The sequence below is a fragment of the Pseudomonas sp. Irchel 3H3 genome, assembly GCF_900187635.1.
Classification (GTDB): Bacteria; Pseudomonadota; Gammaproteobacteria; order Pseudomonadales; family Pseudomonadaceae; genus Aquipseudomonas.
Genome location: NZ_FYEC01000012.1, coordinates 26,653 through 44,351 on the forward strand (window position 1 = coordinate 26,653; position 17,699 = coordinate 44,351).

Here is a 17,699-nt window from a genome sequence, read left to right on the forward strand (position 1 = left end):
GGCGACAAAGGTTGTACCGGTCCTAAAGCCTGCCGCCGACAAGTCGATAACCCGTTATCAATAGTTGTCGGCGCTCCCGCGATCCTCCGCCACCTTTTCCACAGAAGGTTTTTATGTCCTCCACCAAAGCCCGCGCAGATTCACTTTCGCTTCTGCTGTTTACCTTGCGCAGTGGCAAGCTGATGGCGATCAACCTGCTGAAAGTCAGTGAAATCATCCCCTGCCCGCCGCTGACCCGGCTACCGGAGTCGCACCCCCACGTCAAAGGCATCGCCACCCTGCGCGGCAACTCGTTGTCGGTCATCGACCTGAGCCGCGCCATCGGCGAGCGGCCCCTGGCGGACCCGGACGGTGGCTGCCTGATCGTCACTGACGTCAGCCGCTCGAAACAGGGCCTGCACGTGCAGGCGGTGAGCAAGATCGTGCACTGCCTGACCTCCGATATTCGCCCGCCGCCGTATGGCTCGGGCGGCGGACGTTCGTACATCACTGGCGTGACCTCGGTCGATGGCACGCTGGTGCAGGTGCTGGACATCGAGAAGGTCATCCACGGCATTGCCCCGGAGCCGGTGCAAATGGCGCCCACCGAGTTGAGCATGGAAGATGCCGAGTTGCTGGGCAACGCGCGCATCCTGGTGGTCGACGACAGCCAGGTGGCGCTGCAACAGTCGGTACATACCCTGCGTCACCTCGGGCTGTTATGCCACACCGCCCGCAGTGCCAAGGAGGCCATCGACTGCCTGCTGGAACTGCAAGGCACCGCGCAGCAGATCAACCTGATTGTCTCGGACATCGAGATGTCGGAAATGGACGGCTACGCCTTCACCCGGACCCTGCGCGAAACCCCCGATTTTGCCCACCTCTACGTGCTGCTGCATACCTCCCTGGACAGCGCGATGAACAGTGAAAAAGCCCGACTGTCCGGAGCCAATGCGGTGCTGACCAAATTCTCCTCGCCGGAGCTGACCCAATGCCTGATCGACGCCGCCAAAGCGGTGGCGCAGCAGGGTCATTGAGCCGTGGCCCAGGCTTACTGCCTATTATTGCGCCGCGAACTGGCCGGCCCCCTCGCGCCCTGCGCCTGGCCGGCGGGTATCAGCCTGACCAGCTACCAACCGGCGATGGCCGAGGCGGTGCATCAGTTGCTAGAGGCCGGCTATCGCCAGGGCGGCGGTCAGGTCTCGGCTCTGGCTACCTGGCGCGAACGTTTTGAGCGCGACCCCGAATACGATCCGCAACTGTGCTTCATCGCCTCCGACGCCCAGGGCCTGGTCGGCGTGATCCAGTGCTGGACCAGCGCCTACATCAAGCACCTGGTGGTGCATCCCCGCGCCCGGGGGCAGGGCTTGGGACGGGCGTTGCTGCTGCATGCCTTCAACGTTTTCCAGCAGCGTCGCGAAGGGTTTGTCGATTTGAAGGTGCTGGAGGACAACCATCGGGCTCGGCAGTTGTATGACAGTTGCGGCATGCGCCTGGTGCGCCGGGAACCCGTGCCCGACTGAGAACGCCCCCCACAACTGCATCAGGCATACTCCCTATCCGACCTATCTGGAGTCCTGCCATGCGATCCCCTGCCCTGCTCTTCATCGCCCTGACCAGCCTCGCACTCCACGCCCAGGCCTCGAGCCCCGACGCCTGGGCCGCCTACGACAAGGTCGTACTCGCCAGTTGCACCAAGGCCAGCCAGTTGAGCCACGCCAAGCCGGTGGGTAATGCCGCGTTGTTCGATGATCGCGTCGGCTACAGCGCCTTGCTGCTTGAGGGCCAGTACCCGCAAAAGCACATGAAGGGACAGCGGGGCACGGAGCTGTGCCTCTACCACAAGAAAAGCAAGACCGCCCATGTCACAGAATGGGACTCGGTGCGCCCGGCCACCCAGGGCCAATGACTGGCGCACAACTTGCTTCGCACCAGGCCCCGGCGCTGTTTTTTTGTCAGCGCTGACGCTTTCGGACTGTGAACGCCCCCATGAACACATCGTTTTCCTGCGTAGGCTGCGGCAAATGCTGCAATGACCACCATGTGCCCCTGACTCTCGCCGAAGCCCGCATGTGGGCAGCGGATGGCGGCGCAGTGATCGTGCTGGTCGAAGGGTTCCTGGACAACGGCCTGGGCCTGCCGGCCGTGCAGCGCGAACACGCCCGCCGCCGTTCAGTGGTGGTGCCCAGCGGTGACACCCACGCCTACGTGACGATTACCTTCGCCGCCTTCAATGCGGGCCGCTGCCGGAATCTTGACGAAGACAACCTGTGCCGGATCTATGAACGTCGGCCGCTGGTGTGCCGGATCTACCCGATGGAGATCAACCCACACATCCCCCTGACACCGGGAGCCAAGGACTGCCCGCCCGAGTCATGGCAGCAGGGGCCTGAGTTGATCGTCGGCGGTCAATTGGTCGACCCGGCGCTGGCAAGCCTGATCGAAGATTCGCGCCAGGCCGATCGGGACGACATTCAAGCCAAGGAAGGGATTTGCACACAGCTGGGAATTTGCACCGCAGCCCTCAAGGGCGACGGTTTTACCGCCTATTTGCCAGATATGGCCGCGTTTGCCGCCGCCATCGACCAGATTCAGGCCGAACCGCAATTGGCTGCGGTCGGGCAATGGCAGTTTCATCTGTCGGGGGCAGCGCTGGCCGATCAGGTGCAGGCCGCCGGAGCGCGGGTGACGACTGCGCAGCCCCTGAATTACGCCTTTATCTCGTTGCAGGCGGCCTAGGCCGCAATGGCAGTGGCCTGATGACCACTGCGCAAGCTCAGCAAATCAGCGTTTGCCCATCGAGCGACGGGTACCTGGCGGCGCAGCGCCCGGAACCTTGGTGTGGCCATTCTTGGCGCCATTCTTGTACCACGGCTGATTACCAGCCTTGGCGGCAGCCAGTGCACCTGGCTTGAACGGGAACTTGAAGGCCGGGATCGCGGCGTTGCTGTCGCTGTCGGCGCTGGAGTCGACGCTGTCTGGCAGGTCAGCCTGGTCGTCAGCCGCAGGCGCTTGTGTCGGGGAAGTCATGAATGCTCCGGGTGTAGCGTTGAGTCGCGCCCGGATGATGGGTCGCGAAAAGCCGGCAGTATAGCGGGAAGAGCCGCGGCAAGCTGCAAGCTTCAAGCGCCAAGCTGTCCGCCCTGTCAGTTAGCCGTCACCCTGCTGACCGGATCGTGGGGCTATAACGGAGGCATACTGGCTACCTATCCGACCCACCGGCCCCGGCGATTGACCTGATGCCCAGCAAAAAAACCACGCTCCTGCTTGTCGCTACCCTCGTCGTGCTTGTCGCCGCCGGGACCTGGACCCTGCTCCGGCCAGCTTCGAGCAAACTCGCCGCGTCGACGGCGGTGCCGGTGCGGGTGGTCAGCGTCGCGCAGCGCGATGTACCGCGATATGTCAGCGGCATCGGCTCGGTGTTGTCGTTGCACAGCGTGGTCATTCGCCCGCAGATCGACGGCATCCTCACCCGCCTGCTGGTCAAGGAAGGCCAACGGGTCAAAGCCGGCGACCTACTGGCCACCATCGACGATCGCTCGATCCGCGCCAGCCTCGATCAGGCCCGCGCGCAACAGGGCGAAAGCCAGGCCCAGTTGCAGGTGGCCCAGGTCAATCTGCAGCGCTACAAGCTGCTGAGCGCCGATGACGGGGTGTCGAAACAGACCTACGACCAGCAGCAGGCGCTGGTCAATCAGTTGAAAGCCACCCTGCTGGGCAACCAGGCCACCATCGACGCGGCGCAGGTGCAACTCTCCTACACCCAAATACGTTCACCGGTGACCGGGCGGGTCGGGATTCGCACCGTGGATGAGGGCAACTTCCTGCGCATGAGCGATACCCAAGGGTTGTTCTCAGTGACCCAGATCGACCCGATCGCCGTCGAGTTCTCCCTGCCACAGCAGATGCTACCGACCTTGCAAGGCCTGATCGGCGCGACGCCCGCAGCCGCGGTCGACGCCTATCTGGGAGCCGATACCGACGGCCAGACCGGCAACTTGCTCGGGGAAGGCCACCTGACGCTGATCGATAACCAGATCAACGCCAACACCGGCACCATTCGCGCCAAGGCCGAATTCAACAACCCCGGGCAAAAGCTCTGGCCCGGGCAACTGGTGACGATCAAGATCCAGACCGCGCTGGACAAGGCGGCCCTGGTAGTACCGCCGACGGTGGTCCAGCGCGGCCTGGACCAGCACTTTGTGTACCGGGTGACGGATGGCAAGGTCGAATCGGTGCCGGTGCAGATGGTCTATCAGAACAGCGATCTGAACATCATCAAGGGCGTGCAGGCCGGTGATGTCCTGGTCAGCGATGGCCAGTCGCGACTCAAGCCGGGGAGCCGCGTGCAGATCCTCGACGAACCACCGGAACTGACCCAGGCCACCGTTTCGGAGCAGCAGCCATGACGGCCCGCAGGGGGATCAGCGCCTGGTGCATCGATCACCCGGTGGCCACCGTCCTGTTGACCTTCGCCTTGGTGCTGCTGGGCCTGATCGCCTTCCCGCGATTGCCGATTGCGCCCCTGCCGGAAGCCGAGTTCCCGACCATCCAGGTCAACGCCCTGCTGCCCGGTGCCAGCCCGGACACCATGGCCTCGTCGGTGGCCACGCCCCTGGAGGTGCAATTCAGCGCCATCCCCGGCATGACCCAGATGACTTCCAGCAGTGCCCTTGGTTCGACCAACCTGACCTTGCAGTTCACCCTCGACAAGAGCATCGACACCGCCGCCCAGGAAGTCCAGGCCGCGATCAACACCGCTGCGGGCAAACTGCCCAAGGACATGCCGACCCTGCCAACCTGGCGCAAGGTCAACCCGGCCGACAGCCCGGTGCTGATCCTCAGCGTCAGTTCGACACAAATGCCCGGCACCGAACTCAGCGACTACGCCGAAACCCTGCTCGGGCGCCAACTGAGCCAGGTCGACGGCGTCGGCCAGGTCAACATCACCGGCCAGCAGCGCCCGGCCATCCGGGTCCAGGCCTCGGCCGACAAGCTCGCTGCCATCGGCCTGACCCTGGCCGACATTCGCCTGGCCATCCAACAGACCAGCCTCAACCTGGCCAAGGGCGCACTGTACGGCGAGTCGAGCATTTCCACCCTGGCGACCAACGACCAACTGTTCCACCCCGAGGAATACGGCGAACTGATCGTCTCCTACAAAGACGGCGCACCGGTGCACCTGCGCGATGTCGCCCGGGTGGTCAACGGCGCTGAGGACGCTTACGTGCAGGCCTGGTCCGGCACGCAGCCGGGGGTCAACCTGGTGATTTTCCGCCAGCCGGGGGCCAATATCGTCGAGACCGTCGACCGTATCCAGGCCGCGTTGCCCAGCCTGCAGGCGATGCTGCCGGCGTCGGTCGAGGTCAAGGTGCTGATCGACCGTACCCAGACCATCCGCGCCTCGCTGCACGAGGTAGAACTGACGCTGTTGATCGCGGTGTTGCTGGTGGTGGCCGTGATGGCGCTGTTCCTGCGCCAGCTGTCGGCGACGCTGATCGTCTCCAGCGTGCTCGCGGTGTCGTTGATCGCCAGTTTTGCCCTGATGTATGTGATGGGCTTCAGCCTCAACAACCTGACACTGGTGGCGATCGTGATTTCGGTCGGCTTCGTGGTCGACGATGCGATTGTGGTGGTGGAGAACATTCACCGCCACCTGGAGGCCGGCGACGACCAACGCGTGGCGGCGATCAAGGGCGCCAGCGAGATCGGCTTCACCGTGGTCTCGATCAGCTTCTCGCTGGTGGCCGCGTTCATTCCGTTGCTGTTCATGGGCGGGGTGGTCGGGCGCCTGTTCAAGGAGTTTGCCTTGACGGCCACCTCGACCATCCTGATTTCGGTGGTGGTGTCCCTGACCCTGGCGCCCACGCTGGCAGCGCTGTTCATGCGTGCCCCCAAACATGACGCCCACGCCAAGCCTGGCTTTGGTGAGTACCTGCTGGCGCTCTATGAAAAAGGACTGCGTCGCGCCCTGGCCCACCAAAAGTTGATGCTCGGGGTCTTCGGTTTGACCCTGAGCATGGCCGTCGCCGGTTATGTGTTTATCCCCAAGGGCTTCTTTCCTATTCAGGACACCGGCTTCATCTTCGGCACTACAGAAGCCGCCGCCGACATCTCCTACAACGACATGGTGAAAAAACACCTGGCAATGGCCAAGATCGTCGCCGCCGACCCGGCCGTGGAGGTGTTCTCCCACTCAGTGGGCGTCTCGGGCAGCAACCAGACCATCGCCAACGGCCGCTTCTGGATCACCCTCAAACCTCGGAGCGAGCGCGATGTGTCGGCCAGTGAGTTCATCGACCGGATTCGCCCACAGCTGATGAACGTCCCCGGCATCGTCCTCTACCTGCGGGCTGGTCAGGATATCAACCTCAGTTCCGGCCCCAGCCGGGCACAGTATCAGTACGTACTCAAGAGCAACGACGGCCCGACGTTGAACCTATGGACCCAACGCCTGACGGAAAAACTGCGCGGCATCCCGGCTTTCCGCGACATTTCCAACGACCTGCAACTGGGCGGCAGCATCACCCATATCACCATCGACCGAGCGGCGGCCGCGCGTTTCGGGCTGACCGCCAGTGATGTCGACGAAGCACTCTATGACGCCTTCGGCCAGCGCCAGGTCAATGAGTTCCAGACCCAGATCAACCAGTACAACGTGATCCTCGAACTGGACACCCGGCAACGGGGCAAGGCCGAAAGCCTGGCGTATTTCTACCTGCGCTCGCCCCTGAGCGGCGAGATGGTGCCGCTGTCGGCGCTGGCCCGCTTCGACGCACCGACCATCGGCCCGCTGTCCATCGCCCACGACGGCATGTTCCCCGCCGCCAACCTGTCGTTCAACCTGGCGCCTGGTGTGGCCCTGGGCGATGCGGTGATCCTGCTCAACCAGGCGAAAGCCGAAATCAGCATGCCGACCTCGGTCAACGGCAACTTCCAGGGCGCAGCCCAGGCATTCCAAAGCTCGCTGGCCAGCCAGCCCTGGTTGATCCTGGCGGCGCTGGTGGCGGTGTACATCATTCTCGGGGTGCTTTATGAGAGCTTCGTGCACCCGCTGACGATCATCTCTACCCTGCCCTCGGCGGGCCTCGGCGCCGTGATCATGTTGTGGTTGCTGGGCCAGGACTTCTCGATCATGGCGCTGATCGGCCTGGTGTTGCTGATCGGCATCGTCAAGAAAAACGGCATCCTGATGATCGACTTCGCCCTCGATGCCCAGCGCAAGGGTGGGCTTACGCCCGAGGACGCGATTTATCAGGCCTGTATCACGCGCTTTCGGCCAATCATCATGACCACCCTCGCCGCCTTGCTGGGCGCCCTGCCGCTGATGCTGGGCCACGGCCCCGGTGCCGAATTGCGCCAGCCATTGGGGATTGCCGTGGTCGGCGGCTTGCTGGTGAGCCAGGCGCTGACGCTGTTTACCACGCCCGTCATATACTTGTGGCTTGAACGGCTGTTTCATCGGCCTACACCAGCACCTGCGCTGGCGACTACACACTGAGGCGGGTCATGCGTGTCCTGATCGTTGAAGACGAAGAAAAAACCGCAGACTACCTGTATCGCGGCCTGACGGAACAAGGCTACACCGTGGACGTCGCCCCCGATGGCATCCAAGGCCTGCACCTGGCACTGGAGTGCGACTACGCGGTGATTGTCCTCGACGTGATGCTGCCGGGGCTGGATGGCTACGGCGTGCTGCGGGCCTTGCGGGCACGCAAACAGACGCCGGTGATCATGCTCACCGCCCGCGAGCGGGTCGAGGACCGGATCCGCGGCCTGCGCGAGGGTGCCGACGATTACCTGGGCAAGCCCTTCTCGTTCCTCGAACTGGTGGCCCGCCTGCAGGCCTTGACCCGCCGCAGTGGCGGGCATGAACCGGTGCAGGTGAGCGTGGCCGACCTGTGGATAGATCTGCTCAGCCGCAAGGCCACCCGCGCCGGTACCCGTCTGGACCTGACGGCCAAGGAATTCTCGTTGCTCAGCGTGCTGGCCCGGCGCCAAGGTGAAATCCTCTCGAAAACCTCGATTGCCGAAATGGTCTGGGACATCAATTTCGACAGCGATGCCAATGTCGTTGAAGTGGCGATCAAGCGCCTGCGGGCGAAAATCGACGGCCCGTTCGACGAGAAACTGCTGCACACCATCCGTGGCATGGGCTATGTGCTGGAGAGCCGTCGTGCCTCGTAACTCGATCGCCCTGCGCCTGAGCGCGATGTTCACCCTGGTGGCCGCGCTGGTGTTCCTGGTGATCGGCTGGGCCTTGTACCAGCAGGTCGACAAGGCTCTGGGCCTATTGCCGGAAGCGGAGCTGGATGCGCGCTACAGAGTGCTCGAATCCACGGTGGGCAGTCATGGCACCCCGGAACATTGGGTCAAGATCAACAACAAACTCAATCTGCTGGGCGAAGGTGACAAGTGCATCAGTTTCTGGATCATCAGCGGCGATAGCCGTTACGAATACGGCGCTATCACCCCACAGATCCGCGCCTTCGCCGCAGGCCCGCTGGGCATGCGCGACCTGCAGCTACCAGAGCAGCCCTACCCACTGAAAGTGCTGGTCAGCCAGTTCCCGGCCAAGGATCAGCGCCCGCCGTTGCGCTTCATGATCGGCATCGACACGCAGACTTTTTATGAAACCCAGCATCACCTGCTGATCGCCCTGATCAGCCTGGCGATCATAGGTGTACTGCTGGCCTCCGCATTGAGTTACTGGGTCGCGCGAATTGGCCTCAAGCCATTGATCAAGTTATCCCAGGAAGCGCAACGTCTGGCCCCACCGCTGCTGTCGGCGCGCTTGCAACTGTCGCCCTTGCCGCCGGAACTCGATCAGTTTGTCACCTCGTTCAACTCGACCCTAGAGCGGGTCGAACAGGCCTATACCCGCCTGGAATCGTTCAACGCCGACGTCGCTCACGAACTGCGTTCACCGCTGACCAACCTGATCGGCCAGACCCAGGTAGCCCTGACGCGCGGACGCTCGGCGGAACACTACTTCGAAGTGCTGCAATCGAACCTGGAAGAGCTCGAGCGGTTACGCTCGATCATCAACGACATGCTGTTCCTGGCCAGCGCCGACCAGGGCAGCAAGGCCACCAAACTCACCAGCACCTCGTTGGCCGATGAAGTGGCGACCACCCTGGATTACCTGGACTTCATCCTCGAGGATGCCCAGGTCCAGGTCCGGGTTAGCGGTGACGCCCAGGTGCGGATTGAAATCGCCCACCTGCGCCGGGCCTTGATCAACCTGCTGAACAACGCGGTACAACACACCGCACCCGGACAGGTGATCGAGGTGCGGATCGACGCCGAACACCATCAGGTTCGCCTTGGAGTGACCAACCCCGGCGAGCCGATTGCCAGCGAACACCTGCCGCGCCTGTTCGAACGCTTCTACCGGGTCGACGCCTCGCGCAGCAACAGTGGCGCCAACCACGGCCTGGGGCTGGCCATCGTCAAAGCAATTGCGCTGATGCACGGCGGCGATGTGTTTGTGCGCAGTGACGAAGGGGTCAATACCTTCGGTATCTACCTGCCCATCTAATGGCATCCGCAGGCTGGGCGCGGCACCAACTATTGCTGTTCCCGCAACAGTCCTTTCTGTAATCCGCTCTGTTTCCTTTTACCCGCGCCCCTTATCTTTGCCCGCACCAAACAGCACTTGCCAAGCAAGAAGGTTTTTCAGATGTCCAACAGTATGGGTATTGCCAGCGCTTTCGTTTTGTCGTCCTTGTTCCTCTCGCCATTGGCCATGGCCGAAGAGTCGCCAGCCTTTATCGCGCAGAATGCCGCGCGTGCAGCCGCCTTCGACAAGGCCCAGAACGAACTGACCGCCAAGGCGCAAAACCCTGAGCACGCCCCGCAAGCAGCGACTGTCCAGGCTCAGCCGCAGGTTGAGAAAGACAGCTGATTGATCGGCGTTTCGAGTTTCCCTCGACACTTTACTCGGCTCTTTCCCAAGTGAAGTTGTCTTAAAAGCCGCTGCTATCAGCGGCTTTTTTTTATTGTGTTTTTGCCCCGCGCGCGCACGTCCCCCTTAATAAGAAACACCGGATTTCAAACAATGACCCTACAGGTCATTGCGCCAAGGAGCTGTACCCCACGTGAGTATCACCGTCAAACTGTGCCCTCTGTTCATTGCAATCGCCGCAACGATCCCCACCGCCGCCCAGGCCACCGAAAACTCCCCGCACGAAGGTTTTGTCGAGGGTTCCAGCCTCAACCTCAGTGCCCGCAACTACTACATGAACCGCAATCGCCTGCAGCAGGCTGATGACAACATCGAGTGGGGCCAGGGTTTTCTCGGACAATTCGAGTCGGGTTACACCCAGGGGCCACTGGGTTTTGGCCTGGACGCCAATGCCATGCTCGGGCTGAAACTCGATGGCGGGGGCGGCACCGACGGCTCCAGCATCCTGCCGACCGGCGATGGCAACGGCAAAGCCCCGGGGTCGTTTTCCACCAGCGGCGCGACCCTGAAAATGCGCGCCATGGACACGGAGCTCAAGGCCGGTGACCTGTTCCTCAATAACCCGGTGATCGCCGGCGGCATGAGCCGCATGTTGCCGCAGACCTTTCGCGGCGTCAGCTTGAGCAACCACAGCTTCGACGGCTGGCTGCTCGAAGGTGGCCAGGCCAGTTTCACCAAGCCCTACAACCAGAGCGGGCACCAGCGCATCGGCACCGCCTACGGGACCTTGGCCGAGGGTGACGAAAGCCGCCACCTGAACTGGGCCGGCGTGGCCTGGAGCGCGGTGCCAGGGCTTAGCAGCAGCCTGTATGCCTCCGAGCTCAAGGACGTGTGGAACCAGTACTACTACGACCTCGACTACCGCTACGCGCTGAACGAGCACGTCAGCCTGACCCCTGGCCTGCACTACTATCACACCCAGGACAGTGGCGAGGCGCTGCTGGGGGCGATCGACAACAACACCTACAGCCTGCATTTGACCCTCGGTGTCGGTTATCACAGCGTCACGGCGGCGTACCAGCGGGTGAACGGTAATACCCCGTTTGACTACATCGCCCAGGGCGACAGCGTCTACCTCGACAACTCGCAGCAATACTCGGACTTCAACGGCCCCAACGAGCGTTCGTGGAAGCTCAAGTACGCCTATGATTTTGCCGCTGTGGGCATGCCCGGCCTGACCTCGGCCCTGTCCTATTCGCGCGGCACCCTCGACTTGCGCAAAGTCGATCCGCACAGCCCCGGCTATGGCGCCTGGTACAACGCGGACGGCCAGCACGCCAAACACTGGGAGCGCGATCTCGACCTGCAGTACGTGGTCCAGGACGGCACGGCGAAAAACCTCGCCGTGCGCCTGCAATGGGCAACCAACCGGGGTGGCAACGGCTATGGCGCACTGGACAACGACACCGATGAGTACCGGGTGATCCTCGACTACCCGCTGAACGTTTTCTAAGGCGCGCCTGCGCATACCTATGGGAATGAGCCGGGCGGCCCTCCGTCTGCTCGCGATGAACCGCAGAGCGCCGGATGTTCACGGCATTCGTGCGTTTTCGTTCACGTCCATCGCGAGCAAGCTCGCTCCTACATAATGCTTCATCGCGGGGCTGGCGTTTTTTGCGCCTGGGATCTATATATGCAACCAAGCTAACGATCAACGAACTGATATCTGCAATGCCGCCCGGTCCGTTCGGGAACTACGCTGATGATGTCCCTCTGCAGAAATCAGAACCATGAGTGCAAGCCGTACGCACCTCCACTTGACGGGTAACACCCGCCGCCCCGAATTCATGCTGATTCTGGGCAGCTCGCTGACCGTCATTGCCATCATCGCCATCGTCACTTTCCTGCTGATACGCGAGCACGCCAACGCGATGCAGGCGGCGACTCGCAGCGCGACCAATATCGTGCAGTTGATCGACGCGGATGTGCTGCGCAACGTCGAACTCTATGACCTGTCACTGCAAGGCCTGATTGCCGCCGCCCAGCGTGACGACCTGCAACAGGTGTCGGCACAGATCCGTCACCTGGTGCTGTTCGATCGCTCCAGCACCGCACGTTTCAAAGGCGACCTGCTGTTGCTGGACAAGTATGGCAACGTGATCGCCGACTCCTCCCTGGTGACCCCGAAGCCGGGGAACTTCGCCGACCGTGATTACTTCCTGGCTCATGCGTTCAACGATGACACCGGGATGTTTATCAGCCGTCCTTTCAAACCCCGCTGTGAGTGCCCCGACAGCGAGCAGTGGCGCATCAGTTTCAGCCGGCGCATCTCTTCACCCTCCGGCGAGTTTCTCGGCGTGGCCGTGGCGTCCATGCGTCTCGCGTATTTCGACGAGTTGTTCAAGAGCCTGAACATCGGCAACGACAGCACCCTCAATGTGCTCGACAAGGACGGTATTCTGCTCGCGCAAAAACCCATGCTGCGTGACAACAGCATCGGCAAGAGCTTCGGCAACCGCCCCAATGTGGTTCGAATCATGCGCGAAGGCACAGGCAGTTTCAGCAGTGTCTCAAGCATGGACCACCGCAATCGCCTGTACACCTTCTCGCGCGTCGGCAATCTTCCATTGACGGTGATCGTGGCGCTGTCCATGGACGAAGTCTTCGCCACCTGGAAACGCACCGCCTATGTGATCAGTGGCGCCACCGGTGTGCTGTGCATCGGCCTGATGTGGCTGGCCCTACTGCTGTGTCGCGAACTGCGTTTGCGCCAGCACGCCGAGCAGGAACTCGCCCAGCAGGCGGCCATTGATTCGCTCACCGGAGTGGCCAACCGCCGCACCCTGGATACGGTATTGAATCGCGAATGGTCGCGTGCCCATCGCTCGGGGAAACCGCTGTCGGTGCTGATGATCGACGCCGATCACTTCAAAGCCTTCAATGACCGGCATGGTCATCAAGGCGGGGATGATGCGTTGCGCGTGCTGGCCAGGGTCATCAGCGAAAATATCCGCCGCCCGGCTGATCTCGCTGCACGCTATGGCGGCGAAGAGTTCGCCGCGGTGCTGCCCGAAACCGATACCGCCGGTGCACTGCGCATCGCCGAAAACATTCGTGCGGCGGTCGAACGACTACCGCCCTTTGCCGCCGACGAATCGCCCATGACCGTCAGCATCGGCCTCAGTACCTCCACGGGGCAACCGAACCAGAGCCTGGAAAACCTGATGTACACCGCTGACAAGGCGCTGTACCAGGCCAAGCATCGGGGACGCAACTGCGTGGTCAGTGCGCAGGAGTAGGTCCGGCATTTGCGCCAGGCATAAAAAAAGGCCACCCGAAGGCAGCCTTTAAAAACTAGAGAGGTTTTTACTTACACTGCCGCAACTGGGCGCATGTAAGAGATCGGAGCAGTGCTGGCGTCTTCAAAAGTCACGACTTCCCAAGCATCTGTCTGCTCAATCAATTTGCGCAGAAGCTGGTTGTTCAGTGCGTGGCCGGACTTGAAGCCCTTGAACTCACCAATCAGGCTATTGCCCAGCAGGTAGAGGTCGCCAATGGCGTCGAGGATCTTGTGCTTGACGAATTCGTCTTCGTAGCGAAGGCCGTCTTCGTTCAATACACCGTCCGCATCGACCACGATGGCATTTTCAACGCTACCGCCGAGTGCGAGGTTGTGCTTGCGCAGGTACTCGATATCACTCATGAAACCAAAGGTCCGGGCGCGGCTGACTTCTTTTACGAACGAAGTGCTGGAAAAATCCACGCTGGCACTTTGGGTGCGGTCACGAAACACCGGGTGATCGAAATCGATCTCGAAGCTCACCTTGAAACCTTCGAAAGGGACAAAAGTGGCGCGCTTGTCGCCATCTTCCACTGTCACTTCACGCAGGATACGGATGAACTTCTTGGCGGCATCCTGTTCTTCCAGGCCAGCCGATTGAATCAGGAATACAAAAGGTCCAGCGCTACCATCCATGATTGGCACTTCGGACGCGGAGAGCTCGACGTAGGCGTTATCGATGCCCAGGCCAGCCATGGCCGAGAGCAAGTGCTCCACCGTGTCCACTTTGACGTCACCGTTGACCAAAGTGGTCGACATGGTGGTTTCGCCAACGTTTTCTGCGCGAGCAGGAATCTGCACCACAGGGTCGAGATCGGCACGACAAAACACAATGCCAGTGTCGACAGGTGCAGGCTTGAGGGTCAGGTAGACCTTCTCCCCGGAGTGCAGGCCGACACCTGTGGCACGGATAATATTCTTCAGGGTGCGTTGTTTAATCATGGCATGGGCCGCTTCAGCGCAAAGTGCGAACTGGTATCAACAAAGGCTGGCGATAATAGCAGACCAGACCTTTGCTGAACACCAATCAACTTAATACGCCTGATACATTTCATCAATCGGCCTGACGACGCAGGAATGCCGGGATGTCCAGGTAATCCAGATCGTCTTGCGGATTGAGCTTTGCCGCCGCCGCTGCGCCGGCCTGAGCCTGGTTGCGCATCACGGTTGGACGGTCCAGGTCGCGGTAGTTCACCGACGGCATTTCCGGACGTGCGGCAGCGGCAGAAGGAGCCGGGGCGCTGGTCATGGAAGTGTGGACGGTGTTGTCGATGACCTTGACCGGCTTCTCGATTTTCGCGCCCAGACCGGTAGCAACAACGGTCACGTGCAGTTCGTCGCGCATGTCTGGATCGATAACGGTACCGACCTTGACCATCGCGTGCTCGGAAGCGAAGGCTTCGATGATGCTACCCACGTCGGAGTACTCACCCAGGGACAGGTCAGGACCGGCGGTGATGTTCACCAGGATGCCACGCGCACCTTGCAGGTTGACGTCTTCGAGCAACGGGTTGCGGATGGCCGCTTCAGTCGCTTCACGTGCACGGTTCGGACCGCTGGCGCAGCCAGTGCCCATCATCGCCATGCCCATTTCGCTCATCACGGTACGCACGTCGGCGAAGTCGACGTTGATCATGCCCGGACGCTTGATGATGTCGGAGATACCGCGCACGGCACCGGCCAACACGTCGTCAGCCTTGGCGAAAGCCGACAGCAGGCTGGCGTCCTTGCCGAGGATGGTCAGCAGCTTCTCGTTGGGAATGGTGATCAACGAGTCGACGCTTTCGGACAGCAGACGAATACCTTCGTCGGCCAGTTGCATACGCTTGCGACCTTCGAACGGGAACGGACGGGTCACCACCGCAACGGTGAGGATCCCCATTTCCTTGGCCACTTCGGCGATTACAGGTGCAGCACCGGTACCGGTACCACCACCCATGCCGGTGGTAATGAACACCATGTTGGTGCCCGCCAGTACTTCGGCGATGCGCTCACGGTCTTCCATGGCGGCCTGACGACCGACTTCAGGATTCGCGCCGGCGCCCAGGCCTTTGGTTACGCTGGTGCCCAGTTGCAGGATGGTCCGCGCGCTGATGCTTTTCAGTGCCTGGGCATCAGTGTTGGCGCAGATGAACTCAACGCCTTCAATGTTGCTCTTGACCATGTGGTTGACAGCGTTGCCGCCGCCTCCGCCAACACCGATGACTTTAATGACCGGGCTTGCGGGGATGTTGTCTACGAGTTCGAACATTTTCCCTCTCCTTCAATTCTCTAGTTTTTTTCGCCTACTGCGCCTACTGCTTGTAACGGTGTTGCGGTAAAGCTTTAGAAATTACCCTGGACCCAGCTCTTGATGCGGTCGAGCAACGGGCTCTTGGCCTCTTCGTTGCTGTAGCTATCGCGGCTGCTGCTGATCCCCGAGAAGGAAATGCCGTCGGACTGCTTTTGCAGGCCATACATCAGCAAACCAACACCGGTTGAATAAATCGGGTTGCGTACTACATCGTCCAGGCCCTTGACGCCATGGGGTACGCCCAGGCGGACTGGCATGTGGAAAATCTCTTCGGCCAGTTCGACCGCGCCTTCCATCTTCGACGTGCCACCAGTCAGCACGATGCCGGCCGGGATCAGGTCTTCGTAGCCGCTGCGACGCAGTTCGGCCTGGATCAGGGTGAACAGCTCGTCGTAACGCGGCTCGACCACTTCGGCCAGGGCCTGGCGGGACAGCTCGCGAGGCGGACGGTCACCAACGCTTGGCACCTTGATGGTTTCACCGGCACCGGCCAGCTTGGCCAGGGCGCAGGCGTAACGAATCTTGATTTCCTCGGCGTACTGGGTCGGGGTGCGCAACGCCATGGCGATGTCGTTGGTCACCTGGTCACCGGCAATCGGGATCACCGCGGTATGGCGGATCGCGCCTTCGGTGAAGATCGCGATGTCGGTGGTACCGCCACCGATGTCCACCAGGCACACACCCAGCTCTTTCTCGTCATCGGTCAGTACCGAGTACGCCGAAGCCAGTTGCTCGAGGATGATGTCGTCGATTTCCAGGCCGCAGCGACGCACGCATTTTTCAATGTTCTGTGCCGCATTGACCGCGCAGGTGACCACGTGGACCTTGGCTTCCAGGCGCACGCCGGACATGCCCAGAGGCTCGCGCACGCCTTCCTGGTTATCGATCACGTAGTCCTGCGGCAAGGTGTGCAGGACCCGCTGGTCGGCCGGGATCGCCACTGCCTGGGCAGCATCGAGCACGCGCTCGAGGTCGGCGGAGCTGACTTCACGATCACGGATCGCGACGATGCCGTGGGAGTTCAGGCTGCGGATGTGATTACCCGCCACGCCGACGAACGCCGAGTGGATCCGGCAACCGGCCATCAGTTGCGCTTCTTCGATGGCGCGCTGGATCGACTGCACGGTGGACTCGATGTTCACCACCACGCCCTTCTTCAGGCCGCGGGAAGGATGGGTACCGATCCCGACGATTTCCAGTTGGCCATCGGCCGCGACCTCGCCTACCAGTGCCACCACCTTGGAGGTACCGATATCCAGACCGACGATCATTTTGCCGCTTTGCACGTTTGCCATGGTCCTGCCTCTTCTCAATTCTTCGCGACGGCGGGTTGGGCCGTCGTGGGCGCTACAGGTTCCCGCCAGCCGACGGCAAGGCCGTTGGCATAACGCAGGTCGATGCGCGCAATGTTCGTAATCTGTTCTTTAAGCGTCTTGTCGTAGATGGCAAAGAAGCGGCGCATCTTTTCCACCAGGTTGCCGCGGCCCAACAACAACTCGATCCCCGGCCCCGCACTGCCGGCACCTGTGGTCAGGAACCAGCTGCCGCGTTCACGCAACTCCAGCCGGGCGATGGAGAAACCCAGTGGCCGAAGCATCTGGCTCAACACCTGATACTGCTGCATCACTTGCTGCTGGGCCCGCTGCGGGCCGAACAACTGTGGCAAATGTTCGTAATTGGCCAGTTCACGCGGGGTAAACGCCTGGCCCTGGTTGTTCAGCAAGGCCTCGTCACCCCAACGGGCCACGGGCAGTTGTTCTTCCAGGCGAATCACCACCTGGTCAGGCCAGACGCGACGCACTTCGGCGTGGGCAATCCAGGGCATCTGTTCCAGTTCGGTGCGCATGCTCGCCAGGTCGATGGTGAAGAAGCTCGCCGCCACGTAGGGGGCGATCCGCTGCTGTACCGCTTGCTGGCTGATGTAGCTCAAGTCGCCCTGCACGTTGATCTTGGTGATCGGGCGGTCCGCGTACGGCATCAGGCGCTGGGCACCCTCATAGGTACCGAACCCCAACGCCACCAGCAGCACCGGCCAGAACACCGCTTTGAGAAAACCAAAATTGGCTTTCGGCAGGCGCACCGACATCGGCTCTTTGGCCACCATTCGGCTGGCACCCCGCGGTACCGGCTTACGGCCGGGAGCGGGTGGCTGATGACGTAGCTGGGCGCCTTGCATGGAC

At 61.7% G+C, this 17,699-nt stretch carries 16 protein-coding genes; 11 read left to right on the forward strand and 5 right to left on the reverse strand.

Translation table 11 applies throughout. From position 1 onward, the window contains the following. Positions 1-113 precede the first annotated feature (113 nt). The 4 genes from CKW24_RS14760 to CKW24_RS14775 all read left to right on the forward strand — a co-directional run bounded on the left by CKW24_RS14760 (position 114) and on the right by CKW24_RS14775 (position 2,718). Positions 114-1,016 (forward strand): chemotaxis protein CheV, encoded by a 903-nt coding sequence (locus CKW24_RS14760; RefSeq protein WP_095168920.1) that lies wholly within the window; start codon positions 114-116, stop codon positions 1,014-1,016. A 3-nt stretch (positions 1,017-1,019) separates the two neighbouring features. Beyond that, positions 1,020-1,502: an N-acetyltransferase gene (locus tag CKW24_RS14765; protein ID WP_095168921.1), complete on the forward strand. Its 483-nt coding sequence runs from the start codon at positions 1,020-1,022 to the stop codon at positions 1,500-1,502. A 59-nt stretch (positions 1,503-1,561) separates the two neighbouring features. Continuing rightward, positions 1,562-1,888: a hypothetical protein gene (locus tag CKW24_RS14770; protein ID WP_095168922.1), complete on the forward strand. Its 327-nt coding sequence runs from the start codon at positions 1,562-1,564 to the stop codon at positions 1,886-1,888. Positions 1,889-1,968: 80 nt separating this feature from the next. Beyond that, a complete protein-coding gene (locus tag CKW24_RS14775) occupies positions 1,969-2,718 on the forward strand; it encodes a YkgJ family cysteine cluster protein (protein WP_095168923.1) in 750 nt (249 codons plus the stop codon). A gap of 45 nt (positions 2,719-2,763) precedes the next feature. Here the strand turns inward: CKW24_RS14775 and CKW24_RS14780 are convergent, their stop codons facing one another. Beyond that, positions 2,764-3,009, reverse strand: coding sequence for a hypothetical protein (locus CKW24_RS14780; protein WP_095168924.1), 246 nt, complete (start codon positions 3,007-3,009; stop codon positions 2,764-2,766). Between the two features lie 209 nt (positions 3,010-3,218). Here CKW24_RS14780 and CKW24_RS14785 point away from each other — a divergent pair, with 209 nt between their 5' ends. From CKW24_RS14785 to CKW24_RS14815, 7 genes are all read left to right on the forward strand, one after another. Next, positions 3,219-4,388, forward strand: a complete 1,170-nt coding sequence (locus CKW24_RS14785) for an efflux RND transporter periplasmic adaptor subunit (RefSeq protein WP_095168925.1) — start codon at positions 3,219-3,221, stop codon at positions 4,386-4,388. Further along, complete coding sequence (locus CKW24_RS14790; RefSeq protein WP_095168926.1) at positions 4,385-7,480, forward strand: multidrug efflux RND transporter permease subunit; 3,096 nt, start codon at positions 4,385-4,387, stop codon at positions 7,478-7,480. The genes CKW24_RS14785 and CKW24_RS14790 overlap by 4 nt, the downstream gene beginning before the upstream one ends. A gap of 8 nt (positions 7,481-7,488) precedes the next feature. Next, a complete protein-coding gene (locus CKW24_RS14795; RefSeq protein ID WP_095168927.1) occupies positions 7,489-8,166 on the forward strand; it encodes a heavy metal response regulator transcription factor in 678 nt (225 codons plus the stop codon). Further along, positions 8,156-9,520 (forward strand): heavy metal sensor histidine kinase, encoded by a 1,365-nt coding sequence (locus CKW24_RS14800; RefSeq protein WP_095168928.1) that lies wholly within the window; start codon positions 8,156-8,158, stop codon positions 9,518-9,520. The genes CKW24_RS14795 and CKW24_RS14800 overlap by 11 nt, the downstream gene beginning before the upstream one ends. 141 nt (positions 9,521-9,661) lie before the next feature. Next, entirely contained in the window at positions 9,662-9,886 is a 225-nt protein-coding gene (locus CKW24_RS14805) for a hypothetical protein (RefSeq protein ID WP_095168929.1), read from the forward strand. A 193-nt stretch (positions 9,887-10,079) separates the two neighbouring features. After that, positions 10,080-11,399: an OprD family porin gene (locus CKW24_RS14810; protein WP_095168930.1), complete on the forward strand. Its 1,320-nt coding sequence runs from the start codon at positions 10,080-10,082 to the stop codon at positions 11,397-11,399. Positions 11,400-11,676: 277 nt separating this feature from the next. Then, complete coding sequence (locus tag CKW24_RS14815; protein ID WP_095168931.1) at positions 11,677-13,185, forward strand: sensor domain-containing diguanylate cyclase; 1,509 nt, start codon at positions 11,677-11,679, stop codon at positions 13,183-13,185. Positions 13,186-13,256: 71 nt separating this feature from the next. Here CKW24_RS14815 and lpxC read toward each other — a convergent pair whose 3' ends face one another. From lpxC to CKW24_RS14835, 4 genes are all read right to left on the reverse strand, one after another. After that, the gene (gene lpxC, locus CKW24_RS14820; RefSeq protein ID WP_007939852.1) at positions 13,257-14,168 is read right to left on the reverse strand and encodes a UDP-3-O-acyl-N-acetylglucosamine deacetylase; all 912 of its coding nucleotides are present in this window, start codon (positions 14,166-14,168) and stop codon (positions 13,257-13,259) included. A 112-nt stretch (positions 14,169-14,280) separates the two neighbouring features. After that, positions 14,281-15,477, reverse strand: a complete 1,197-nt coding sequence (ftsZ, locus tag CKW24_RS14825; RefSeq protein ID WP_095168932.1) for a cell division protein FtsZ — start codon at positions 15,475-15,477, stop codon at positions 14,281-14,283. A 74-nt stretch (positions 15,478-15,551) separates the two neighbouring features. Next, positions 15,552-16,814, reverse strand: a complete 1,263-nt coding sequence (gene ftsA, locus CKW24_RS14830; RefSeq protein ID WP_095168933.1) for a cell division protein FtsA — start codon at positions 16,812-16,814, stop codon at positions 15,552-15,554. Between the two features lie 14 nt (positions 16,815-16,828). After that, positions 16,829-17,695: a cell division protein FtsQ/DivIB gene (locus CKW24_RS14835; protein WP_095168934.1), complete on the reverse strand. Its 867-nt coding sequence runs from the start codon at positions 17,693-17,695 to the stop codon at positions 16,829-16,831. Between the last annotated feature and the right edge of the window lie 4 nt (positions 17,696-17,699).

Excerpts from the sequence above, each read along its gene's own strand:
- CKW24_RS14835 (WP_095168934.1), bottom strand. The coding sequence starts at position 17,695 with ATGCAAGGCGCCCAGCTACGTCATCAGCCACCCGCTCCCGGCCGTAAG.
- CKW24_RS14785 (WP_095168925.1), top strand. The coding sequence starts at position 3,219 with ATGCCCAGCAAAAAAACCACGCTCCTGCTTGTCGCTACCCTCGTCGTG.
- CKW24_RS14815 (WP_095168931.1), top strand. The coding sequence starts at position 11,677 with ATGAGTGCAAGCCGTACGCACCTCCACTTGACGGGTAACACCCGCCGC.
- CKW24_RS14770 (WP_095168922.1), top strand. The coding sequence starts at position 1,562 with ATGCGATCCCCTGCCCTGCTCTTCATCGCCCTGACCAGCCTCGCACTC.
- ftsZ (WP_095168932.1), bottom strand. The coding sequence starts at position 15,477 with ATGTTCGAACTCGTAGACAACATCCCCGCAAGCCCGGTCATTAAAGTC.
- CKW24_RS14805 (WP_095168929.1), top strand. The coding sequence starts at position 9,662 with ATGTCCAACAGTATGGGTATTGCCAGCGCTTTCGTTTTGTCGTCCTTG.
- lpxC (WP_007939852.1), bottom strand. The coding sequence starts at position 14,168 with ATGATTAAACAACGCACCCTGAAGAATATTATCCGTGCCACAGGTGTC.
- ftsA (WP_095168933.1), bottom strand. The coding sequence starts at position 16,814 with ATGGCAAACGTGCAAAGCGGCAAAATGATCGTCGGTCTGGATATCGGT.
- CKW24_RS14775 (WP_095168923.1), top strand. The coding sequence starts at position 1,969 with ATGAACACATCGTTTTCCTGCGTAGGCTGCGGCAAATGCTGCAATGAC.
- CKW24_RS14760 (WP_095168920.1), top strand. The coding sequence starts at position 114 with ATGTCCTCCACCAAAGCCCGCGCAGATTCACTTTCGCTTCTGCTGTTT.
- CKW24_RS14795 (WP_095168927.1), top strand. The coding sequence starts at position 7,489 with ATGCGTGTCCTGATCGTTGAAGACGAAGAAAAAACCGCAGACTACCTG.
- CKW24_RS14790 (WP_095168926.1), top strand. The coding sequence starts at position 4,385 with ATGACGGCCCGCAGGGGGATCAGCGCCTGGTGCATCGATCACCCGGTG.
- CKW24_RS14780 (WP_095168924.1), bottom strand. The coding sequence starts at position 3,009 with ATGACTTCCCCGACACAAGCGCCTGCGGCTGACGACCAGGCTGACCTG.